At 69.7% G+C, this 15,374-nt stretch carries 12 protein-coding genes and 1 pseudogene; 6 read left to right on the top strand and 7 right to left on the bottom strand.

What is annotated here, in order from left to right; genetic code table 11:
- Positions 1-100 precede the first annotated feature (100 nt).
- From OG522_RS03610 to OG522_RS03600, 3 genes are all read left to right on the top strand, one after another.
- Entirely contained in the window at positions 101-3,271 is a 3,171-nt protein-coding gene (locus OG522_RS03610; RefSeq protein ID WP_329461448.1) for a GH92 family glycosyl hydrolase, read from the top strand.
- Positions 3,272-3,506: 235 nt separating this feature from the next.
- Positions 3,507-4,499: a zinc-binding dehydrogenase gene (locus tag OG522_RS03605; RefSeq protein ID WP_329461447.1), complete on the top strand. Its 993-nt coding sequence runs from the start codon at positions 3,507-3,509 to the stop codon at positions 4,497-4,499.
- 176 nt (positions 4,500-4,675) lie between these two features.
- Positions 4,676-5,557, top strand: a complete 882-nt coding sequence (locus OG522_RS03600; protein WP_329461446.1) for a PIG-L family deacetylase — start codon at positions 4,676-4,678, stop codon at positions 5,555-5,557.
- A 14-nt stretch (positions 5,558-5,571) separates the two neighbouring features.
- On the opposite strand, the gene OG522_RS03595 is transcribed toward OG522_RS03600, so the two are convergent.
- Together OG522_RS03595 and OG522_RS03590 are read right to left on the bottom strand one after the other, a co-directional pair.
- A complete protein-coding gene (locus tag OG522_RS03595; RefSeq protein ID WP_329461445.1) occupies positions 5,572-6,777 on the bottom strand; it encodes an ATP-grasp domain-containing protein in 1,206 nt (401 codons plus the stop codon).
- 224 nt (positions 6,778-7,001) lie between these two features.
- Complete coding sequence (locus OG522_RS03590; RefSeq protein ID WP_329461444.1) at positions 7,002-7,604, bottom strand: cupin domain-containing protein; 603 nt, start codon at positions 7,602-7,604, stop codon at positions 7,002-7,004.
- Between the two features lie 151 nt (positions 7,605-7,755).
- Here OG522_RS03590 and OG522_RS03585 point away from each other — a divergent pair, with 151 nt between their 5' ends.
- A complete protein-coding gene (locus tag OG522_RS03585; RefSeq protein ID WP_329461443.1) occupies positions 7,756-8,997 on the top strand; it encodes a styrene monooxygenase/indole monooxygenase family protein in 1,242 nt (413 codons plus the stop codon).
- Between the two features lie 10 nt (positions 8,998-9,007).
- On the opposite strand, the gene OG522_RS03580 is transcribed toward OG522_RS03585, so the two are convergent.
- The gene (locus OG522_RS03580) at positions 9,008-10,063 is read right to left on the bottom strand and encodes an isopenicillin N synthase family dioxygenase (RefSeq protein ID WP_443074815.1); all 1,056 of its coding nucleotides are present in this window, start codon (positions 10,061-10,063) and stop codon (positions 9,008-9,010) included.
- 767 nt (positions 10,064-10,830) lie between these two features.
- On the opposite strand from OG522_RS03580, the gene OG522_RS03575 reads away from it, so the two are divergent.
- Positions 10,831-11,400 carry a GNAT family N-acetyltransferase gene (locus OG522_RS03575; protein ID WP_329461442.1) on the top strand — a complete coding sequence of 190 codons (570 nt, stop codon included), beginning with the start codon at positions 10,831-10,833 and terminating at the stop codon, positions 11,398-11,400.
- 96 nt (positions 11,401-11,496) lie between these two features.
- On the opposite strand, the gene OG522_RS03570 is transcribed toward OG522_RS03575, so the two are convergent.
- On the bottom strand, positions 11,497-11,940 hold the full coding sequence (locus OG522_RS03570) for an SPW repeat protein (protein ID WP_329461441.1): 444 nt from the start codon (positions 11,938-11,940) through the stop codon (positions 11,497-11,499).
- 251 nt (positions 11,941-12,191) lie between these two features.
- Here OG522_RS03570 and OG522_RS03565 point away from each other — a divergent pair, with 251 nt between their 5' ends.
- Complete coding sequence (locus OG522_RS03565) at positions 12,192-13,070, top strand: class I SAM-dependent methyltransferase (protein ID WP_329461440.1); 879 nt, start codon at positions 12,192-12,194, stop codon at positions 13,068-13,070.
- Between the two features lie 143 nt (positions 13,071-13,213).
- On the opposite strand, the pseudogene OG522_RS03560 reads toward OG522_RS03565, so the two are convergent.
- The 3 genes and pseudogenes from OG522_RS03560 to OG522_RS03550 form a co-directional block, all read right to left on the bottom strand.
- Positions 13,214-13,477, bottom strand: a pseudogene (locus tag OG522_RS03560) (esterase); the annotation flags it as partial.
- Between the two features lie 125 nt (positions 13,478-13,602).
- Positions 13,603-14,778, bottom strand: coding sequence for a glycoside hydrolase family 88 protein (locus tag OG522_RS03555; protein WP_329461439.1), 1,176 nt, complete (start codon positions 14,776-14,778; stop codon positions 13,603-13,605).
- 174 nt (positions 14,779-14,952) lie between these two features.
- Entirely contained in the window at positions 14,953-15,351 is a 399-nt protein-coding gene (locus tag OG522_RS03550; RefSeq protein ID WP_329461438.1) for a MerR family transcriptional regulator, read from the bottom strand.
- Between the last annotated feature and the right edge of the window lie 23 nt (positions 15,352-15,374).

The raw sequence follows: 15,374 nt of genomic DNA, 5'->3' as shown, positions 1-15,374 counted from the left end.
CCAGAGTTGATTGGTAACGTTCACATGCACACCGAGCATCCCCGCCCCGAGCCGCCCGCCGGACGGCGAGCGGTCCTTTGCGAGAAGGTGGTCCCCCCTCGTGCTCCGCTCCGTGCCCTCTTCCTCCGGATCCCCGGTCCGGTCCAGATGTGTCAGCGCCCTGAGTGCGCTCGCGCTCTCCGCCTTAGGAGTCGTCGGCCTGGCAGCGGCCCCCGCTCACGCGGGGACACTCCCGCTGACCCAGTACGTCGATCCGTACATCGGCACCGATGACAGCAGCGCCCCCAACCCCGTGCCCGGCGGCGCGGGAGGCAGCACCTACCCGGGGGCCGTGGTCCCGTTCGGTGGCGTGCAGTTCAGCCCCGACACCCCGACCGCCTCGCCATCCGGCTACCGTTTCAAGGACACCTCCGTCGAGGACTTCAGTCTCACCCACTTCGACGGCGCCGGCTGCGCCAACAACGAGGACCTCCCGCTGCTGCCGGTCACCGGCGCGCTCGGCGCCTCTCCCGGCACCAACTGGACCAGCTACGCCTCCGGCTACACCAAGGCGAACGAAGTCGCCAAGCCCGGCTACTACAAGACCCGCCTGGACCGGTACGCGACCGACGTGGAGCTGTCCGCCACCACGCGCACCGGCATGGGCAAGCTGACCTATCCCGCATCCACGACGTCCCGTCTACTGATCAACACCGGGCGCAGTGCGACGGGCAACCGCGCCGGAACGGTGCGCGTCAACGGCGACGAGCTGACCGGAAGCGTGACCGCCGGCGGGTTCTGCGGCTCGTCCAAGACGTACCAGATCTACTTCGACGTGCGCTTCGACCGGGCACCGACGGGCTTCGGCACCTGGTCGGGCGGCACCGTGACCGACGGCTCGGCCAACGCCTCCGGCGCCAACACCGGCGCCTACGTCACCTTCGACACCACGAGCAACGCGACGGTCCAGTTCAAGGTGGGCCTGTCCTACGTCAGCGTCGCGGGCGCCCAAGCCAATGTGACCGCCGAGAACAACGGCTGGGACTTCGGCGCGGTGCGCACCGCGGCCGACGACTCCTGGAACCAGATGCTCAACCGGCTCCAGGTCTCCGGCGGCAGCGCCACCGACCGCCAGAAGTTCTACACCGCGCTGTACCACGTGCTCCAGAGCCCCAACGTCTCCAGCGACGTCAACGGCGACTACCGGGGCTTCGACAACGCGGTGCACCACTCGGCCCGGCCGGTCTACCAGAACTACTCCGGCTGGGACATCTACCGCTCCTGGGCGGCGCTCATCGCGCTGATGGCGCCCACCGAGGCCAGTGACATCGCCAAGTCGATGGTTCTGGACGGACAGCAGGGCGGACTGCTCCCGAAGTGGTCGCAGCAGACGAACGAGGACTTCGTCATGACGGGCGACCCGGGCCCGATCATCGTCAGCAGCATGTACGCCTTCGGGGCCCGCGACTTCGACACCTCGGCCGCACTGGCTCTCATGGAGAAGGCGTCCAACGGCGGAACCACACAAGGCAGCGCCATCCGTGGCCGCCAGTCCACGTACACGAGCCTGCACTATCTCGACGACCCCTCCGACTCCCTCGAATACTCGGCATCCGACTTCGCGGTGGCCCAGTTCGCCAAGGGGCTTGGCGACGTGTCGAGTTACACGACACACATGGGGCGCGCCCAGTGGTGGCGCAACACCTTCAACTCCGAGTCCTCGTATGTGCAGCAGCACAAGAGCGACGGCTCATGGAGCTGGCCGCTCGATCCGGCGAGCCAGTCCACCTTCACCGAGGGCAACGCCTCCCAGTACACCTGGATGGTCCCCTACGACTTCTCCGGCCTGATCAACTCGATGGGCGGACCACAGACCGCCGTGCAGCGCCTGGACCACCACTTCACCGAGGTCAACGCCGGCCAGAGCAGGCCCTATTACTACATAGGGAACGAGCCCGAGCACGGCGTGCCGTGGGCCTACGACTACGCGCGCCATCCGGCAGGCGCCACGGACGCGGTGCGGAAGGTCATGTCGGAGTCCTTCACCACCGGTGCGGGAGGGCTGCCCGGCAATGACGACCTGGGCGCGACCTCGGCCTGGTATGTGTGGGCCGCACTCGGCATGTACCCGGCCACACCCGGCGCGGACACACTCGCGCTGCACGGTCCGCAGTTCCCGTCCATCCTGATCCAGCGCCCGGCCGGCAACATCACCATCAACAGCTCGGGGTCCGGGCCCTATGTGCAGGGCCTCAATGTCAACGGCGTGTCCACCAGCCACAGTTACTTGCGCTATCCGGACGTCGCGGGCGGTGCGACCCTCACCTACACCATGGGCGGCGCTCCCAGCAGCACCTGGGGGACCGGCGCCTCGGACGTGCCGCCGTCCTTCCAGGACGGTGCCACCCCGGTGCCCGCCGCACCCGAACTCGGCACCGACCTCGCACTCGGCAAGCCGGTGACCTCATCGGCGACCTGCGCCACGGCGGAATCGGCCGACAAGGCGGTGGACGGCTCGCTGGCGAACAACAGCAAGTGGTGCTCGGCCGCGTCGAACCCCTCGCTCCAGGTCGATCTCGGATCCCTGCGAACGGTGTCCTCGTTCGTGGTCAAACACGCCGGGCTCGGCGGCGAGAACACCGGCTGGAACACCGGTGCCTTCCAGCTCCAGACCAGCACCGACGGCACCGCCTGGACCACCGCGGCCACGGTCACCGGCTCACGCTCCAGCCGTACGTACCATCCCGTCACCCCCCGGTCGGCCCGTTACGTACGGCTTGCCATCTCCGACCCGTCGAACACGAGCGGCGGCGGCAGCGACGCGGCCCGCGTCTACGAGTTGGAGGTCTACGGGTCGGGTACCGGGAGCCGGGACCTGGCGATCGGCCGGCCGGCCACCGGCTCCGCCCCGTGCGCTTCCTCGGAAACCCCGGACAAGGCGGTCAACGGCAGTTTCACCGGTGGCACGAGCGACAAGTGGTGCTCGAAGGCGTCGGGCACCAAGAACCTCCAGGTCGATCTGGGCGCGTCCCACCCGCTGAGCTCCATCACCGTCCGCCATGCGGGCGCGGGAGGCGAGAGCGCGGACTGGAACACCAAGGACTTCGACCTGAGTGCCTCCGCCGACGGCACTACCTGGACCACGGTGGCTCAGGTGCGTGCCAACACGGCCGACTCCACGACCAGCCCGGTGACAACGGCGGCCCGCTATGTGCGGCTCGCCGTCATCACACCGACGCAGAACAGCGATCAGGCCGCCCGCATCTACGAGCTGGAGGTCAACGGCACCTGACCGACATGCGGCCCGCCATCATGGGGCCACCGCACACAGGCCGACGACGGTGGGCCGCCCAACACTGTGGGGGCGGCCCGCCGTTCTGCTCTCGCCTCTGGGCGACACGAACTTCGGCATACTCGTCCGCTCCGTGCAGAAACGATTCATACGCATAAAATGCAGGAGTGTCGGGAATTCAACCACCAGCGCAGGGAACATCTGTGCGATGTGCGGCTGAAGGCGGGATGCAGAGATGAAGGCCATGAGGTTCGCCGGTGCGGGACGTCCGCTCGTGCTGGAGACGGTTCCGGACCCGCAGCCCGGACCGGGATGGGTGGTCGTCGACATCGAAGCGGCCGGGCTGTGCCATTCGGACCTGCACATCATGAGCGGCATGGACCTGGGAGACCTCTCGGTCACACCCCCGGTCACGCTCGGCCACGAAGGTGCGGGCGTGATCTCCGCGGTGGGTGACGGCGTGCACGAGTTCACGGTGGGCGACCGGGTGGGCATCGCGCTGGTCACGCACCCGATCGAAGAGGCCATGTTCGCGCCCGGCGTGGCGCACGACGGTGCGTTCGCCGAGCAGGAACTGGCCCACGCATCAACGCTGGTGCGGATCCCCGACAACGTGACGTTCGCCGAAGCCGCCGTCGCGACCGACGCGGTGGCCACCGCCTTCCACGCGGTACGCACGGCCGGATCGGTGCGAGACGGGCAGACGGTCGGTGTCATCGGTCTCGGCGGCCTCGGCCTCAACGGCGTCCGCATCGCCGATCTGCTGGGCGCGACCGTCTACGGAGTCGACATCAGCCCGGCCTCCCACGCTCCGGCGAAGGAGGCCGGAGCTGTCGCGTGCTTCGAGGACGCCCGGGAGCTCGCGGCCAAGAACCCCGATGTCATCGTGGACTTCGCCGGTGTCCCTTCGACGGTCGCGGCCGCCGTGGAGGCCGTGCGCCCGGGAGGCTGTGTGGTGCTCGTCGGGCTCGGCGGCGCCGTCGCGCCGATCCCCACCGCCTCCCTGGTGCTGCGCAACGTCAGGCTCGTCGGCTCCCTCGGCGCGAGCAAGGACGAACTGCGCGAGGTGTACGACCTCATCGCGAGCGGGGCGCTCAAGCCCACGGTGCACGAGGTCCCCTTCGACGAACTCCCGGCGGCGATGGACCGGTTGGCCCGCGGCGAGGTCCGCGGCCGCCTCTACACCCGGCCGCGCGCCAACGTCCGGGTGGCCGTGGAGGCCGCCTGACCGCGACGGCACGGTGGGCCCGGCCGACCGCACCACCACGCGGACAGGGCCCCCGATGAGCTGGCGCTCGCGGCACGCCCGGGGGCAAATCCAGGACCCGAGTGGGCTCTGCACCGATAATCCGTCCCGTGAACGGGACAGCGGCTCGGCTGAGAAAAATCGCAATCCGGTGCGTCGTGGCAGCATGCGGCACGGCCATCGCGCTGTGGGGGCAGGTGGCCGTCCCCGCGAGTTCCTCCGCGGCGGCCCCCACCCCCTGCCGCGGCACGGTGTTCGCCGCCGTGGCGCACGAGGACGACGATCTCCTCTTCATGAGTCCGGACTTGGTGGACGACTGGAGCCGGGGAGCTTGTCTCGACGTCGCGTACCTCACCGCGGGCGATGCGGGAAGCATCGGCTACGGGTACGCGGAACGGCGTGAGCAGGGCGTCGGCCGTGCGTATGCCCTGATGGCGGGCGTACGTAACGACTGGCGCCGCGGCGACCGCGCGCACTCCGCGCGCACGATCCGCGCGTTCGCGCTGACTCCGGCCGGTCACCCTGGCATCCGCGTCGCCTTCCTCCGCCTCCCCGACGGCCTTCACGACGGCTCCGGCACCCGCGCACAGGCGGGGCAGAGCCTCCTCAAACTCGAAAGGGGACGCATCCGCCGCATCACGGCCATTGACCGCAGCGCGAGTTACGACACCAAGGAACTCACCGCGATGCTGTCCTGGATGATCGCGGACTCGCACGCCAGGACCGTACGCACCCTCGACTATCGGAACACCTACTACGGAAGGGGCCCCCGGAGCGATCACAGCGATCACGAGGTGGCGGCGCGCTTCGCGCGAGCGGCCGCCGCTTCCGTGCCGGGGCCGAAGCCCACGGTCGTCGGATACCGGGGCTACTCGATCACCGCGCTGCGCCCCAACGTGGCACTGCGGGCGGCCCGGCGCAAGGAAGCCCTGTTCCGGCGGTACTTGTCCACGACGATGTGCACCAGAGCGTGCGCCGACTTCACCGGCCCGCTGTGGGCGTCGTACCAGGGCTGGCTGTTCCGGCAATTCCGGACGTAGCGGAACCGCGCTCATCAGACCTGATGCATCGTCAACTCAGGTTCCATGGCAGGCCCTTCGAGGCGTGCGAGGAGCCAGGCCTCGGCTTGCAGGAGGCGTTGTTCCACTTCCGCCGAGTCGGCACCGCACACGACGACGAAGCACAGGTGGGAGGCGCTGTGGAGGGTCACCGCGTCCGGCGCGAGCTGTTCGTTCACCTCGTAGTGCCGCACCCACTCGAACGGCGGCCGGCCGGGCGCCCGCACGGGACGGCCCTGCGGAAGGATCGACACCGAGCCGTGTATTTCGGCCGGGGGAGCCGTCGGCGGCGGGTCGACGGGCAGGTCACACAACTGGCGCAGCAACGTGGTGTGCAGGTCCACGCCGTAGGTGGTTCGGGTCAGCAGGGGAATGCGGTCGCCTCCGATGCGCGAGGCGATTTCACACAACACGAGTTCGTCCTCAGGTGTGTGGAAGACTTCCAGGTGGTACGCGCTGACGTCCGGGGTGTCGAAGGCTTCCAGTGTACGGTCGAGGAACTCCTCAAGGCGCCTGGCGAATGCGTCCTGCGGATGCAGCTGCACCGAGCCGTTGTTCTGTCCGGAGAACACCCCGAGGCAGCTGCGCAGGTACCGGGAGGACGCCACGAACCGGTATCCGTGGCCCAGTACCGCGTCCACGTGGTACATGGGGCCCTCGATGAACTCCTCGGCCATGAGGTCGTCGCGCCAAGGCCGCCGACTGAAGGCGACGAGATCCTCATCGCCGCGCAGCACCACGATGTCCCGTGACCCACCCTGTTTCACCGGCTTGACGACGACCGGGTACGCGCACCGCTCGATGAATCGGGTCAGGTCGGCGACCGTCTCCAGGCGGGCGAAGCGAGCCGTGGCGACGGTGCGGCTCGCGGTTTCCTTCATGACCAGCTTGTCGCGGAAGGACAAGGCGCTCGCGGAGGACTGACCGGGAATGCCGAATTCCTCGCGGAGACGGGCGGCCCGTTCGAGGTCGTACTCATTGTCCGTGATGACGTGGGTGAACGGCTCGTCGCGAGCCAGGCGTCGGATCATCAACTCCGCGTAGGGCACCGACTCGCAGTCCTCGACGAATTCGTAGTGGGCCAACCCCTGGGTGTTCCGTAGCTCGTGGTGGCTGAACACATGGAGCCTGTCGGTGAGTTCGGAAAGCATCGCGGGGTAGTCGAGCCGCGGCCCGTAGTTGATCACTGCGACGTTGGTCATCGGTTGCTGGCCTCACCTTCGTGACTGAGGGGCACGGCGTGCCTGGGTTGTGCGTTAAAACGCACTGTAGTGCAGAATATTGCTCGCCGCGAGTAGTGCGTGGCTGATCCGAGTGGAGTCGGGGCTTCCGTACGAGGTCATGTGCCCACGCAGCCAAAAGCCCCACGGACACGTGTCCGCAGGGCAGTTGGAGTGTGTGGGGGTACCGGTCGCGGCCGGTTGGATCAGTAGAGACTGGAGAACAGGACGGCGATCATCTGGGCGGGCTCGTCGGTGTCGTTGCGGAAGCTGTGCGGGTGACCGGCCGACCACTGGACGTAGTCACCGGTGCGCAGTTGGTGGTCGACGCCGTTGTACCGGGCGACCAAGGCGCCCCGAGTCACCGTGATGAGGTCCGAGCCCTCGTGCTGAAGGTCGTCGACGAGGGCACTGCGGGGCGCGAAGTCGCCCGTGACCACCTGGTATCCGAGCTCCGGGGCGCGCAGCACCCGATAGACGACGCCGGGTGCCCGGTGCAGGACCTCCTGCTTCTCGCGCGGGTAGAGGGAGGGTGTGGCCCGGCCCCGGGAGAACCCGAGGAACGAGCCGACGTCGTGATCGAACACCTTGGCCAGACGGCCCAGCCGTTCCAGCGCGATATCCGTCTCGCCGCGCTCCAGAGAGGCGAGGAACGACACCGAGAGCCCGCACTCGGCGGCGACTTGGCGCAGCGACATGCCCTTGCGCGTACGGAGCCGGTGCAGTACCTCGCCGGGCGGCGGAAAGCCGAGCTCCGGATCGCGGGAGCCGGGCGGAGGGGGAGGGGCGGCGGGGTCCGGGTCGTTCATGGCGGCAATCCTAGAGGTCATGGGGTTGGCGGCTCCGAAGCGCAGGAGCGTCCCGTTTGCCCGAGGTCGTCTATGCAGGTGCGCCCGCGACCCAGTACAACGGTGGAGCGACCCCGGCGGCCGCCGGGGTGCGGACCGGGTGGAGGCGCACGTGCGCAGGGTCGCGATCATCGGGGCGGGGCAGGCCGGGCTTCAGCTGGCGCTGGGGCTGCAAGGCGCGGGTTACGACGTGACGGTGGTGTCGGAGCGCACCGCGGACGAGGTCCGGAACGGCAGGGTCATGTCGACACAGCTGATGTTCGGGCCGGCCCTCGCCCTGGAACGGGCTGCCGGGCTGAACCTCTGGGACGACCTGGCCCCCGTGATGAGCGGCTTCGAGATGACCCAATGGGACCCGGCGGCACAGGCGTCCCGGTCGCGGTTCGCCGCCTCCTTCGACGACGAGGTCCGCTCGGTGGACCAACGGCTGAAACTCTCGGTCTGGCTTGAGCTGTTCGAGACGCGCGGCGGCCGCGTCGAATACCGGGCCGTCGGCGCCGAGGAACTCCCCGTGATCGCCGGGCGCCACGACCTCACGGTCATCGCCACCGGCCGAGGGGCCCTCTCCTCCCTGTTCGGCCGCGACGCACAACGCTCCCTCTACGACAGCCCCCAGCGCACCCTCGCCTGCTTCTACGCATCCGGCGTCGAAGGCCTGGGCGCCGCGTCCGACGCGTACGCGCGCGTCACAGGCGTTTCGCCGGTCGGGGACGCCATCGTCATGCGGGCGCTGACCGTGGGCGGCAGGTGCGACATCCTCCTCATCGAGGGCAAGTTTGGTGGCCCGTACGACTGTTGGGGCGATCGGCCGGCTCCCGAGGAAGGGCTGCGGCGGGCCCTGGACCTGCTGCGCGTGTACGCGCCCTGGGAGTACGAGCGCTTCGCCAAGTCCGAACCCACCGACGCCGGGGCCGCGTTGTACGGCGCGGTCACCCCGGCTGTCCGGCACGGCGTCGCCGCGCTGGGCGACGGCCAGTACGTGCTGGGCATGGCGGACGCGGTCGTCGTCAACGACCCCATCACCGGCCAGGGCGCCAACAACGCCGCCCGGTCCGCGGCCCACTACCTCGACGCGATCGTGCGGCGCGGCACCCTCCCGTTCGACGGCCCCTGGATGCGCCAGACCTTCGAGGAGTACTGGGATCACGCGCAACACGTGCACGCCTTCACGGATCTGATGCTGCATCAGCCACCGGCCGATCATCTCGGACGGCTGCTCGGAGCCGCCTTCGAGTACCCGGCGATCGCCCACCGTTTCACCAACGGGTACGCCGACCCGCTCGACTACCGCGACTGGCTGATGGATCCGGCGAGCGCGGACGGGTACCTCGCGGAGATCGTTCGGGACGGCTGACGCGGCGTCGTCACGAAGCCACTGCGGATCCCGCGAGCGGGCGCTCGGTGAGCAGCAGGTCCGCGTGGTGGCGGGCCGCGACGAGCGGGTGGGCGCGGAGCTTGCCCTTGAGTTCGTTGCGCCCGTACTCGGCGAACAGCGGGTTCGCCGGGTCCGCGGTGGCGCCGGGCGCGTGCGCCGCGTACGGGAAGGTCAGCGGCTCGATGCGGGCGTCGAGGCGCGGGTTGTAGAAGAACGGCACCGAGAAGCGCTCGGTCGCTCCGGGCGGACTCACCACGCGGTGGTTGGTGGCGAGCAGATAGCCGTTGGTGGCGACTTCGAGCAGCTCGCCCAGGTTCACGACGAACGCGCCGGGCAGCGGCGGCACGTCGTGGAAGCGGCCGTCGTCGCGCTGGACCTGAAGCCCGCCGACGGTGTCCTGGTGGAGCAGGGTGAGGAAGCCGTAGTCCTTGTGGGCGCCGACGCCCTGGGCGGTGCCGTCCTCGGCGCTGCCCGGGTAGCGGACCAGCTTCAGGTGCAGATGGGCGCGGTCGCCGAACGCGTCGTCGTAGAAGTCCCCGGGCGCGCCGATCGCCGCGAGCAGCTCGTGCAGCAGCTTCCCGGCGACAGCGCTGAGGCGGTCGATCCAGGTGAGTGCCGCGGTGCGCAGCTGGGGGAGGGCGGTGGGCCACTGGTTGGGGCCCTCCAGCCACCAGTACGCGGGCTCGCCGGCGCCGGGTATCCGGGCCGGGCGCTCCGCGCCGATGTCGAGCTGGTCGCGCCAGTCGCGCGAGCCGCCGGTGCGCTCGTCGCCGATGCGCGTATAGCCCCGGAAGTGGGGCGAGTTGACGTTGTCCATGGCCAGCCGGTCGGCTTCCGGCAGCCGGAAGAACGCCCGCATGGTGTCGTTGAGCGCGGCGGTCTCGGCGTCGGTGACGCCGTGCCCGACGAGCTGGAAGAAGCCGACGCCGTGAGCGGCGTCATGGAGCTGGGAGTGCAGCCGCCTGCGGGACTCGGGGCCGCGGTCGGCGGCGGAGAGGTCGATGATCGGGAGCTGCGACGAGGACACGTGCGACATGAGAGCCATCCGCTGGGATATGCCCCGGCCGGCGCGGGTGGGCGCGGTCACGGCTCCGCCGGGGTGGGGCGGGCGCCGCGGAGGCACGGGGAGGTGAAAAGGGGGCCTGGGTCAGCGGTAGGTGCGACAGGCCATGCTCGTAACGCGGACGTAGTCCACGTGGCGGCGTCGAACGAGCGGAGGCATGGCGCAAGGGTACTCCCGGAGGCCCCCGCGAGCTGTGACCGGCCTCACATGGGCGGTGAACTGCGGGGAGGCGGGACGCAGGGGGGTGGGTCACTTGGGCGTGCGGGTGAGCCACCTGTGGGTCGGCCCCACGGAGCCCAGCCGTTCCCGGCCCGGCCATATGGAGCTGGGCCATTCCGAGTCCGGCCGCACCGGGCCCGCCCACAGCAAGCCGGGCCGCGCAGGAAGGGCGGGCTGCCTGGGCTACGGCGTTCGCCCCGCAGAGTTGGCAGGTCGGGCGAGGGCTCGGGCCCGCACGGGGGCGGCGCGGTGCCTGGGGCCGATGAGCCTCTCGCAGCTCCCTCGATAACGCGGCTTCGCCGTCGGCCGCCGGAATCGTTGTCCCCCGCATTCCCGCTGCCTCCCTCCGCCCGTGGTCGAGTGGGGAGCATCTTCGCCCCCGGGGGCGGGGTCGCACCAGACGCGCAACGGCCATCACGGATCCAGGTCTGGCCGCAAGCCCCCTTGCGTTCCGGTGCGCCCGTTCGCATGCTGTCAAGATCGCGCGGGAGCCCGGTACTTGGGGGGGCGCGACGGGAGGAGGGTTCAGCGTGAATACCGAGGCCATCGTGGCCGGGCCCATCAGGACCGAGCGGCTCGACCTGCTGCCGCTCCGTGTCGCCCACGCCGAGGAGATGGCCGCCGTACTCTCCGACCCCGCTCTGCACACCTTCATCGGTGGCACCCCGGACACGGCCGAGGCCCTCCGCTCGCGCTACGAGCGCATGACAGCGGGCTCTCCCGATCCCGCGGTGACCTGGCTGAACTGGGTGATCCGACTCCGCGAAGAGGGCCGATCGACAGGCACCGTCCAGGCGACGATCGGGCCCGCGGGGCACGACGTCGTCGCCGAGATCGCCTGGGTGGTGGGCACGCCGTGGCAGGGCCGGAAGATCGCCACCGAATCCGCCCGGGGGCTCGTCGCGTGGCTCGGTCGACAGGGTGTGTCGTCGGTCATCGCCCACGTTCATCCGGAACACCGCGCGTCCGCCGCCGTGGCCGCCGCTTGCGGCCTCACGCCCAGCGCGGTGTGGCAGGACGGCGAGGTCAGATGGGTTCGTACCACCGGGCCCCGGACCGGCGACGCCCGCGCCAACTCGGGATCAAAGTCCGGGAGTTGAGCGCGGGCGCCCTACGAGGGGTGCGCCGCGACCGGGGTTCCATGAGGTGCCGTACGACAGACCGGGCCTCACCGGAAAGGGGCCGGACGCCTGGGTTCACGGTGTCCTACGGGACCTTGTCATCAGCATGCCGCCTGCGACGAGCGAGAACAGGCACACGCAGGCGCCGGTGATGACGTTGCTGAGGATCGCTCCGGTGCCGGCGCTACGCGCGACGACCCACGGGGAGACGATCAGCCAGGCACCGAGGAACAGGACCACGAAGTTGAGGTCCGCGGACCTCTCGGGGACCATGGACATGCACAGACCCAGGACCGCGAGGGCTATGCCGACGACCAGGTTGCTGAGAGCCAAGGTCGGCTTCGCTGCCGAGAAGTGGACCGTCCAGCCGGAAATCGCGGCGTAGATTCCGGCGAGGATCACGAGTTCCTCGACCGCCGCAACACCTCGGGTTTCCATCACGCGGGCGTAGCGGTCCCGCATCTCCGACACATCGGGGTGCCCGGAGATATCACCGGGGCGGTGTGAGACGTCGGCCATCCGACTCGCCTCCTTCTAGAAAACTCTGCACGTCTGGCCGCGCTGGCGACAGGATGTCGCTGTCCCATTGTGCTCTTATCTGGGCTTTATGTGTAGATGTATCCGATATGAGATATGTGACGCGCGGTCGACCATTACCCAGGGTGTCCTTCCGATTGCGACGAGTGCGGAAACCCGATGGTGGCGGGCGGGTTGTCCGGGCCACGTCCCATGGCCATCTGCCGGTCATCTGGCAGGAGTAGGACCGGGCCATGTCACAAACGACGAGTGCTCCGGCCGCGTCCCCGGCCCGCTTCTCCGATGTCAAAGGCTGGTTCTGGCCGGCCGATCAACTGCTCTTCGACTGGTTCCTGACGCGTCAGGACAAGGCCCCGCGTCAGGCCGGAGACCTGCTGGAACTCGGTGCCTATCTGGGCAAGAGCGCGATCTTCCTCGGTGGGTACCTGCGGCCCGGCGAGGAGTTCACGGTCTGCGACCTCTTCGACTCGCCGGCTCCCGACGATCCCAACAGCGCGGAGATGGGCCGGTCGTACGCGACACTGACCCGCCGCGCCTTCGAGGCGAACTACCTCGCCTTCCATGCGGAACTGCCCACCGTCGTCCAGGCGCCGACATCGGTGATCGCCTCCCGGCTCCGGCCGGACAGCTGCCGGTTCATCCACATCGACGCCTCGCACCTGTACGAGCACGTGCACGGCGACATCGAGGCCGCCAGGGAACTGGCCGGGCCCGACGCGATCGTGGCGTTCGACGACTTCCGGGCCGAGCACTGCCCGGGGGTGGCGGCGGCCGTCTGGGAGGCGGTCGCGACCAAGGAGCTGAAGCTCATCTGCATCACCGGCACGAAGGCGTACGGGACTTGGGGTGACGCGCAGCCGGTACGGGCCGAACTGCTGGAGTGGCTCGCATCCCGCACGGACCTGTGGCACGGGGTGGAAGAGGTGGCGGGTGCGCCGCTCATCCGGATCAGCGGCAAGAAGGCCCAGGCTCCGACTCCACCGCAGCCCCTCGGTCCGGTGCGGCCGGAGGCGGAAGGCGCGGGGTTCGACTCCACAGAGGTGGCCGCCCCCGCTCCGGCGGCGCGCCCCCGTGGTCTGCTGGCCCGCGCGCTGGGGAGCCGACGCCGCTGAGCGGAGCGCCGCGGGCGGCTCGACCGCACGAGCCGCCCGCGGCGCCGGGGTCCGGGTCCAGGAGCCGACGGGCGGCCGTGACGTTCCCGCTAGCGCGCCGAGGCGGCCGGCGAGAGGATCTCCTGGATTCCGGAGCCCAGTTGGGCGGAGTGGTCGACGACCACACCCACGCCCTGCTCCTGCCCGAACAGGTCCGTCCACGAGCCGAAGAACAGGAAGGACTTGTTCGTCGCGAGCCCCACGGCGGCGAACACCAGCACCTGAGTGGCGAGCAGCAGCCCCAGCCGGCCCAGAACGGTTTTCCAGTTTTGACGTGCCATGCGCGGCCACAGCCAAATGGTGACCGTGAACATGACCACGGCGCAGAGCACGGTCAGTGCCAGCACGGTGTTACTCGTGAGACCCATGGGTCGATAGAACTCTCTGCCAGAAGTACACCCGGGCATCGGGCATGACGGCCCGGGTGGCACCGCTCAGGGGTGCTCAGGAGAGTAGATAGCGATGGCGGCCGATCCGTTCCAGCACCGGGCTGTCAAGAGGCCGAGGGGTACGGTGAGACCGCCCGCCCGGCGCCCGCCTGGCACAGCGCGGCGAGCTCCGTACCCGCCAGGAGGAACGCGCCGACGCCGAAGTCCGCGGTCGTGTCGTAGGTGACGGGCTGGCTGGAGTCGGGGCGGTCGCCGACGCCCTGGACGTATCCGAGGAAACCGTCAGGGTGCACGGCGGTGGTGACAAGGCCCTGCCAGGCACGCGCGGCTACCGGCAGGAACGCTCGGTGGCCGACGAGCCCGGTCCGGACCGCGTACGCGGTGCCGTAGGTGAGGAAGGCCGTGCCGCTGGTCTCGGGGCCGGGGAAATGGGCGGGGTCGGCGAGATTGACGTTCCAGAAGCCGTCGGCCCGCTGCACCCGCCCGGCCGCGCCGAGCAGCTGGGCGAGGGTCGCGCGGTACTCGTCGGTGTGCGGTGCGCCCGGCGGGAGCGCCTTGAGCGTCTTGACATGGGCGCCGGCCGCCCAGCCGTCGCCGCGCGACCAGACCACGGGCTTCCCGGACGGCGAGGTGACGGCTCCCGGCAGGCCGGGCACGAATTTCTTGTCGCGGAACCACAGCCCGAGCGCCGGATCCCAGAGCCCGGGTCCCCCCTCGGCGCGCTTGGCGTGCAGGTAGAGCCGGTAGAGCTTGTCGGCGTACGCGTAGTCGCCGCGCAGCACCGCGATCCGGGCGAACGGCGGCATCGCCATGTGCAGCGCGTCCGCCCACCACCAGTCGTCATCCTTGTCGGGCCGGTCGACGAAGACCATGCGGCGCAGACACTCCTCGATGGCCGCGAGTCTGTGTGGATCGGGCTCGACGGCGTACAGGTCGAGATAGGCCTGGCCCGCGCACTGGTTGTCGGCGTGCCGGGTCGTGACGCCGCCGATGAGGCCGTAGGAGTGACTCTCTGCCCAGCCTTGCGCATGGGCGAGATAGCGCGCCTCGCCCGTGATCCGGTGCAGGGCCATCAGACCGCTGAAGAACGTGGCCCGCGCCCAGCCGTTGTCGCCGGGGTCGGCGTGCGCGCCGATCCAGTGGTCGGCGACCCGGCGCAGGACGGCCACGATTTCGTCCCGGCGCGGCAGCCGGGCGTGGGCGACGGCGGCGGGCGCGGAGGCAAGGGGGACTGCGGCGGCCAACGCCGCGCTGCTGAAGAGGAGTTGACGTCGGTTCATGACTGGACACCTCTCGGGTGGCGGAGTTCCGTATCCTGCACGCGAATCCCTGACATGTCCACGGGGCGTCCAGTGCAGGCATGCTGACTGAAATACTGATCAGTGGTCACATACCTGAATGGTGGGCCGGTGCATCCAGATGCCTCCCAGTGAGGCAGCGAGGCGCTCCCGGCGTCAACGCATCCCGGACGCTTCAGGCGTGGGGTCGGCGCTGATGGTGCCGGTCACCGTGTCGAGGTACTCGGAAACGGCGTCACGGTTGCGGATCAGGCAGGCGATGCGCTGCGTCATCCGATCGCGTTCGAGCGTCAGAGTGGCGATCATCTCCGGCGTGGCGTCCGGGAAATGGATGACCCTGGGCTTGTCGAGGCAGGGCAGGATCTGCTTGATGATGCGCGTCGGGAGCCCGGCGTCGAGCAGCCCCCGGATCTGCATGACCCGGTCCACGAAGTCCTCGCCGTAATCGCGGTAGCCGTTGGAGGAGCGGGCGGAGACGATGAGGCCCTGCTCCTCGTAGTAGCGCAACAGCCGACGCGATGTGCCGGTGCGCTCCGACAGCTCTCCGATACGCATGTGCTCCCCCTCGCGGCTCGATG

The sequence above is a fragment of the Streptomyces sp. NBC_01431 genome (assembly GCF_036231355.1).
GTDB lineage: Bacteria > Actinomycetota > Actinomycetes > Streptomycetales > Streptomycetaceae > Streptomyces.
The sequence above is the reverse complement of the archived record's forward strand: the minus strand, read 5'-3'. Positions and strand labels throughout refer to the sequence as shown.

Bases quoted from the DNA above. Each gene is read 5' to 3' on its own strand.
- OG522_RS03550 (WP_329461438.1), bottom strand. From the start codon at position 15,351: ATGCGTATCGGAGAGCTGTCGGAGCGCACCGGCACATCGCGTCGGCTG.
- OG522_RS03595 (WP_329461445.1), bottom strand. From the start codon at position 6,777: ATGACCAACGTCGCAGTGATCAACTACGGGCCGCGGCTCGACTACCCC.
- OG522_RS03555 (WP_329461439.1), bottom strand. From the start codon at position 14,778: ATGAACCGACGTCAACTCCTCTTCAGCAGCGCGGCGTTGGCCGCCGCA.
- OG522_RS03565 (WP_329461440.1), top strand. From the start codon at position 12,192: ATGTCACAAACGACGAGTGCTCCGGCCGCGTCCCCGGCCCGCTTCTCC.
- OG522_RS03590 (WP_329461444.1), bottom strand. From the start codon at position 7,604: ATGAACGACCCGGACCCCGCCGCCCCTCCCCCTCCGCCCGGCTCCCGC.
- OG522_RS03570 (WP_329461441.1), bottom strand. From the start codon at position 11,940: ATGGCCGACGTCTCACACCGCCCCGGTGATATCTCCGGGCACCCCGAT.
- OG522_RS03580 (WP_443074815.1), bottom strand. From the start codon at position 10,063: ATGGCTCTCATGTCGCACGTGTCCTCGTCGCAGCTCCCGATCATCGAC.
- OG522_RS03605 (WP_329461447.1), top strand. From the start codon at position 3,507: ATGAAGGCCATGAGGTTCGCCGGTGCGGGACGTCCGCTCGTGCTGGAG.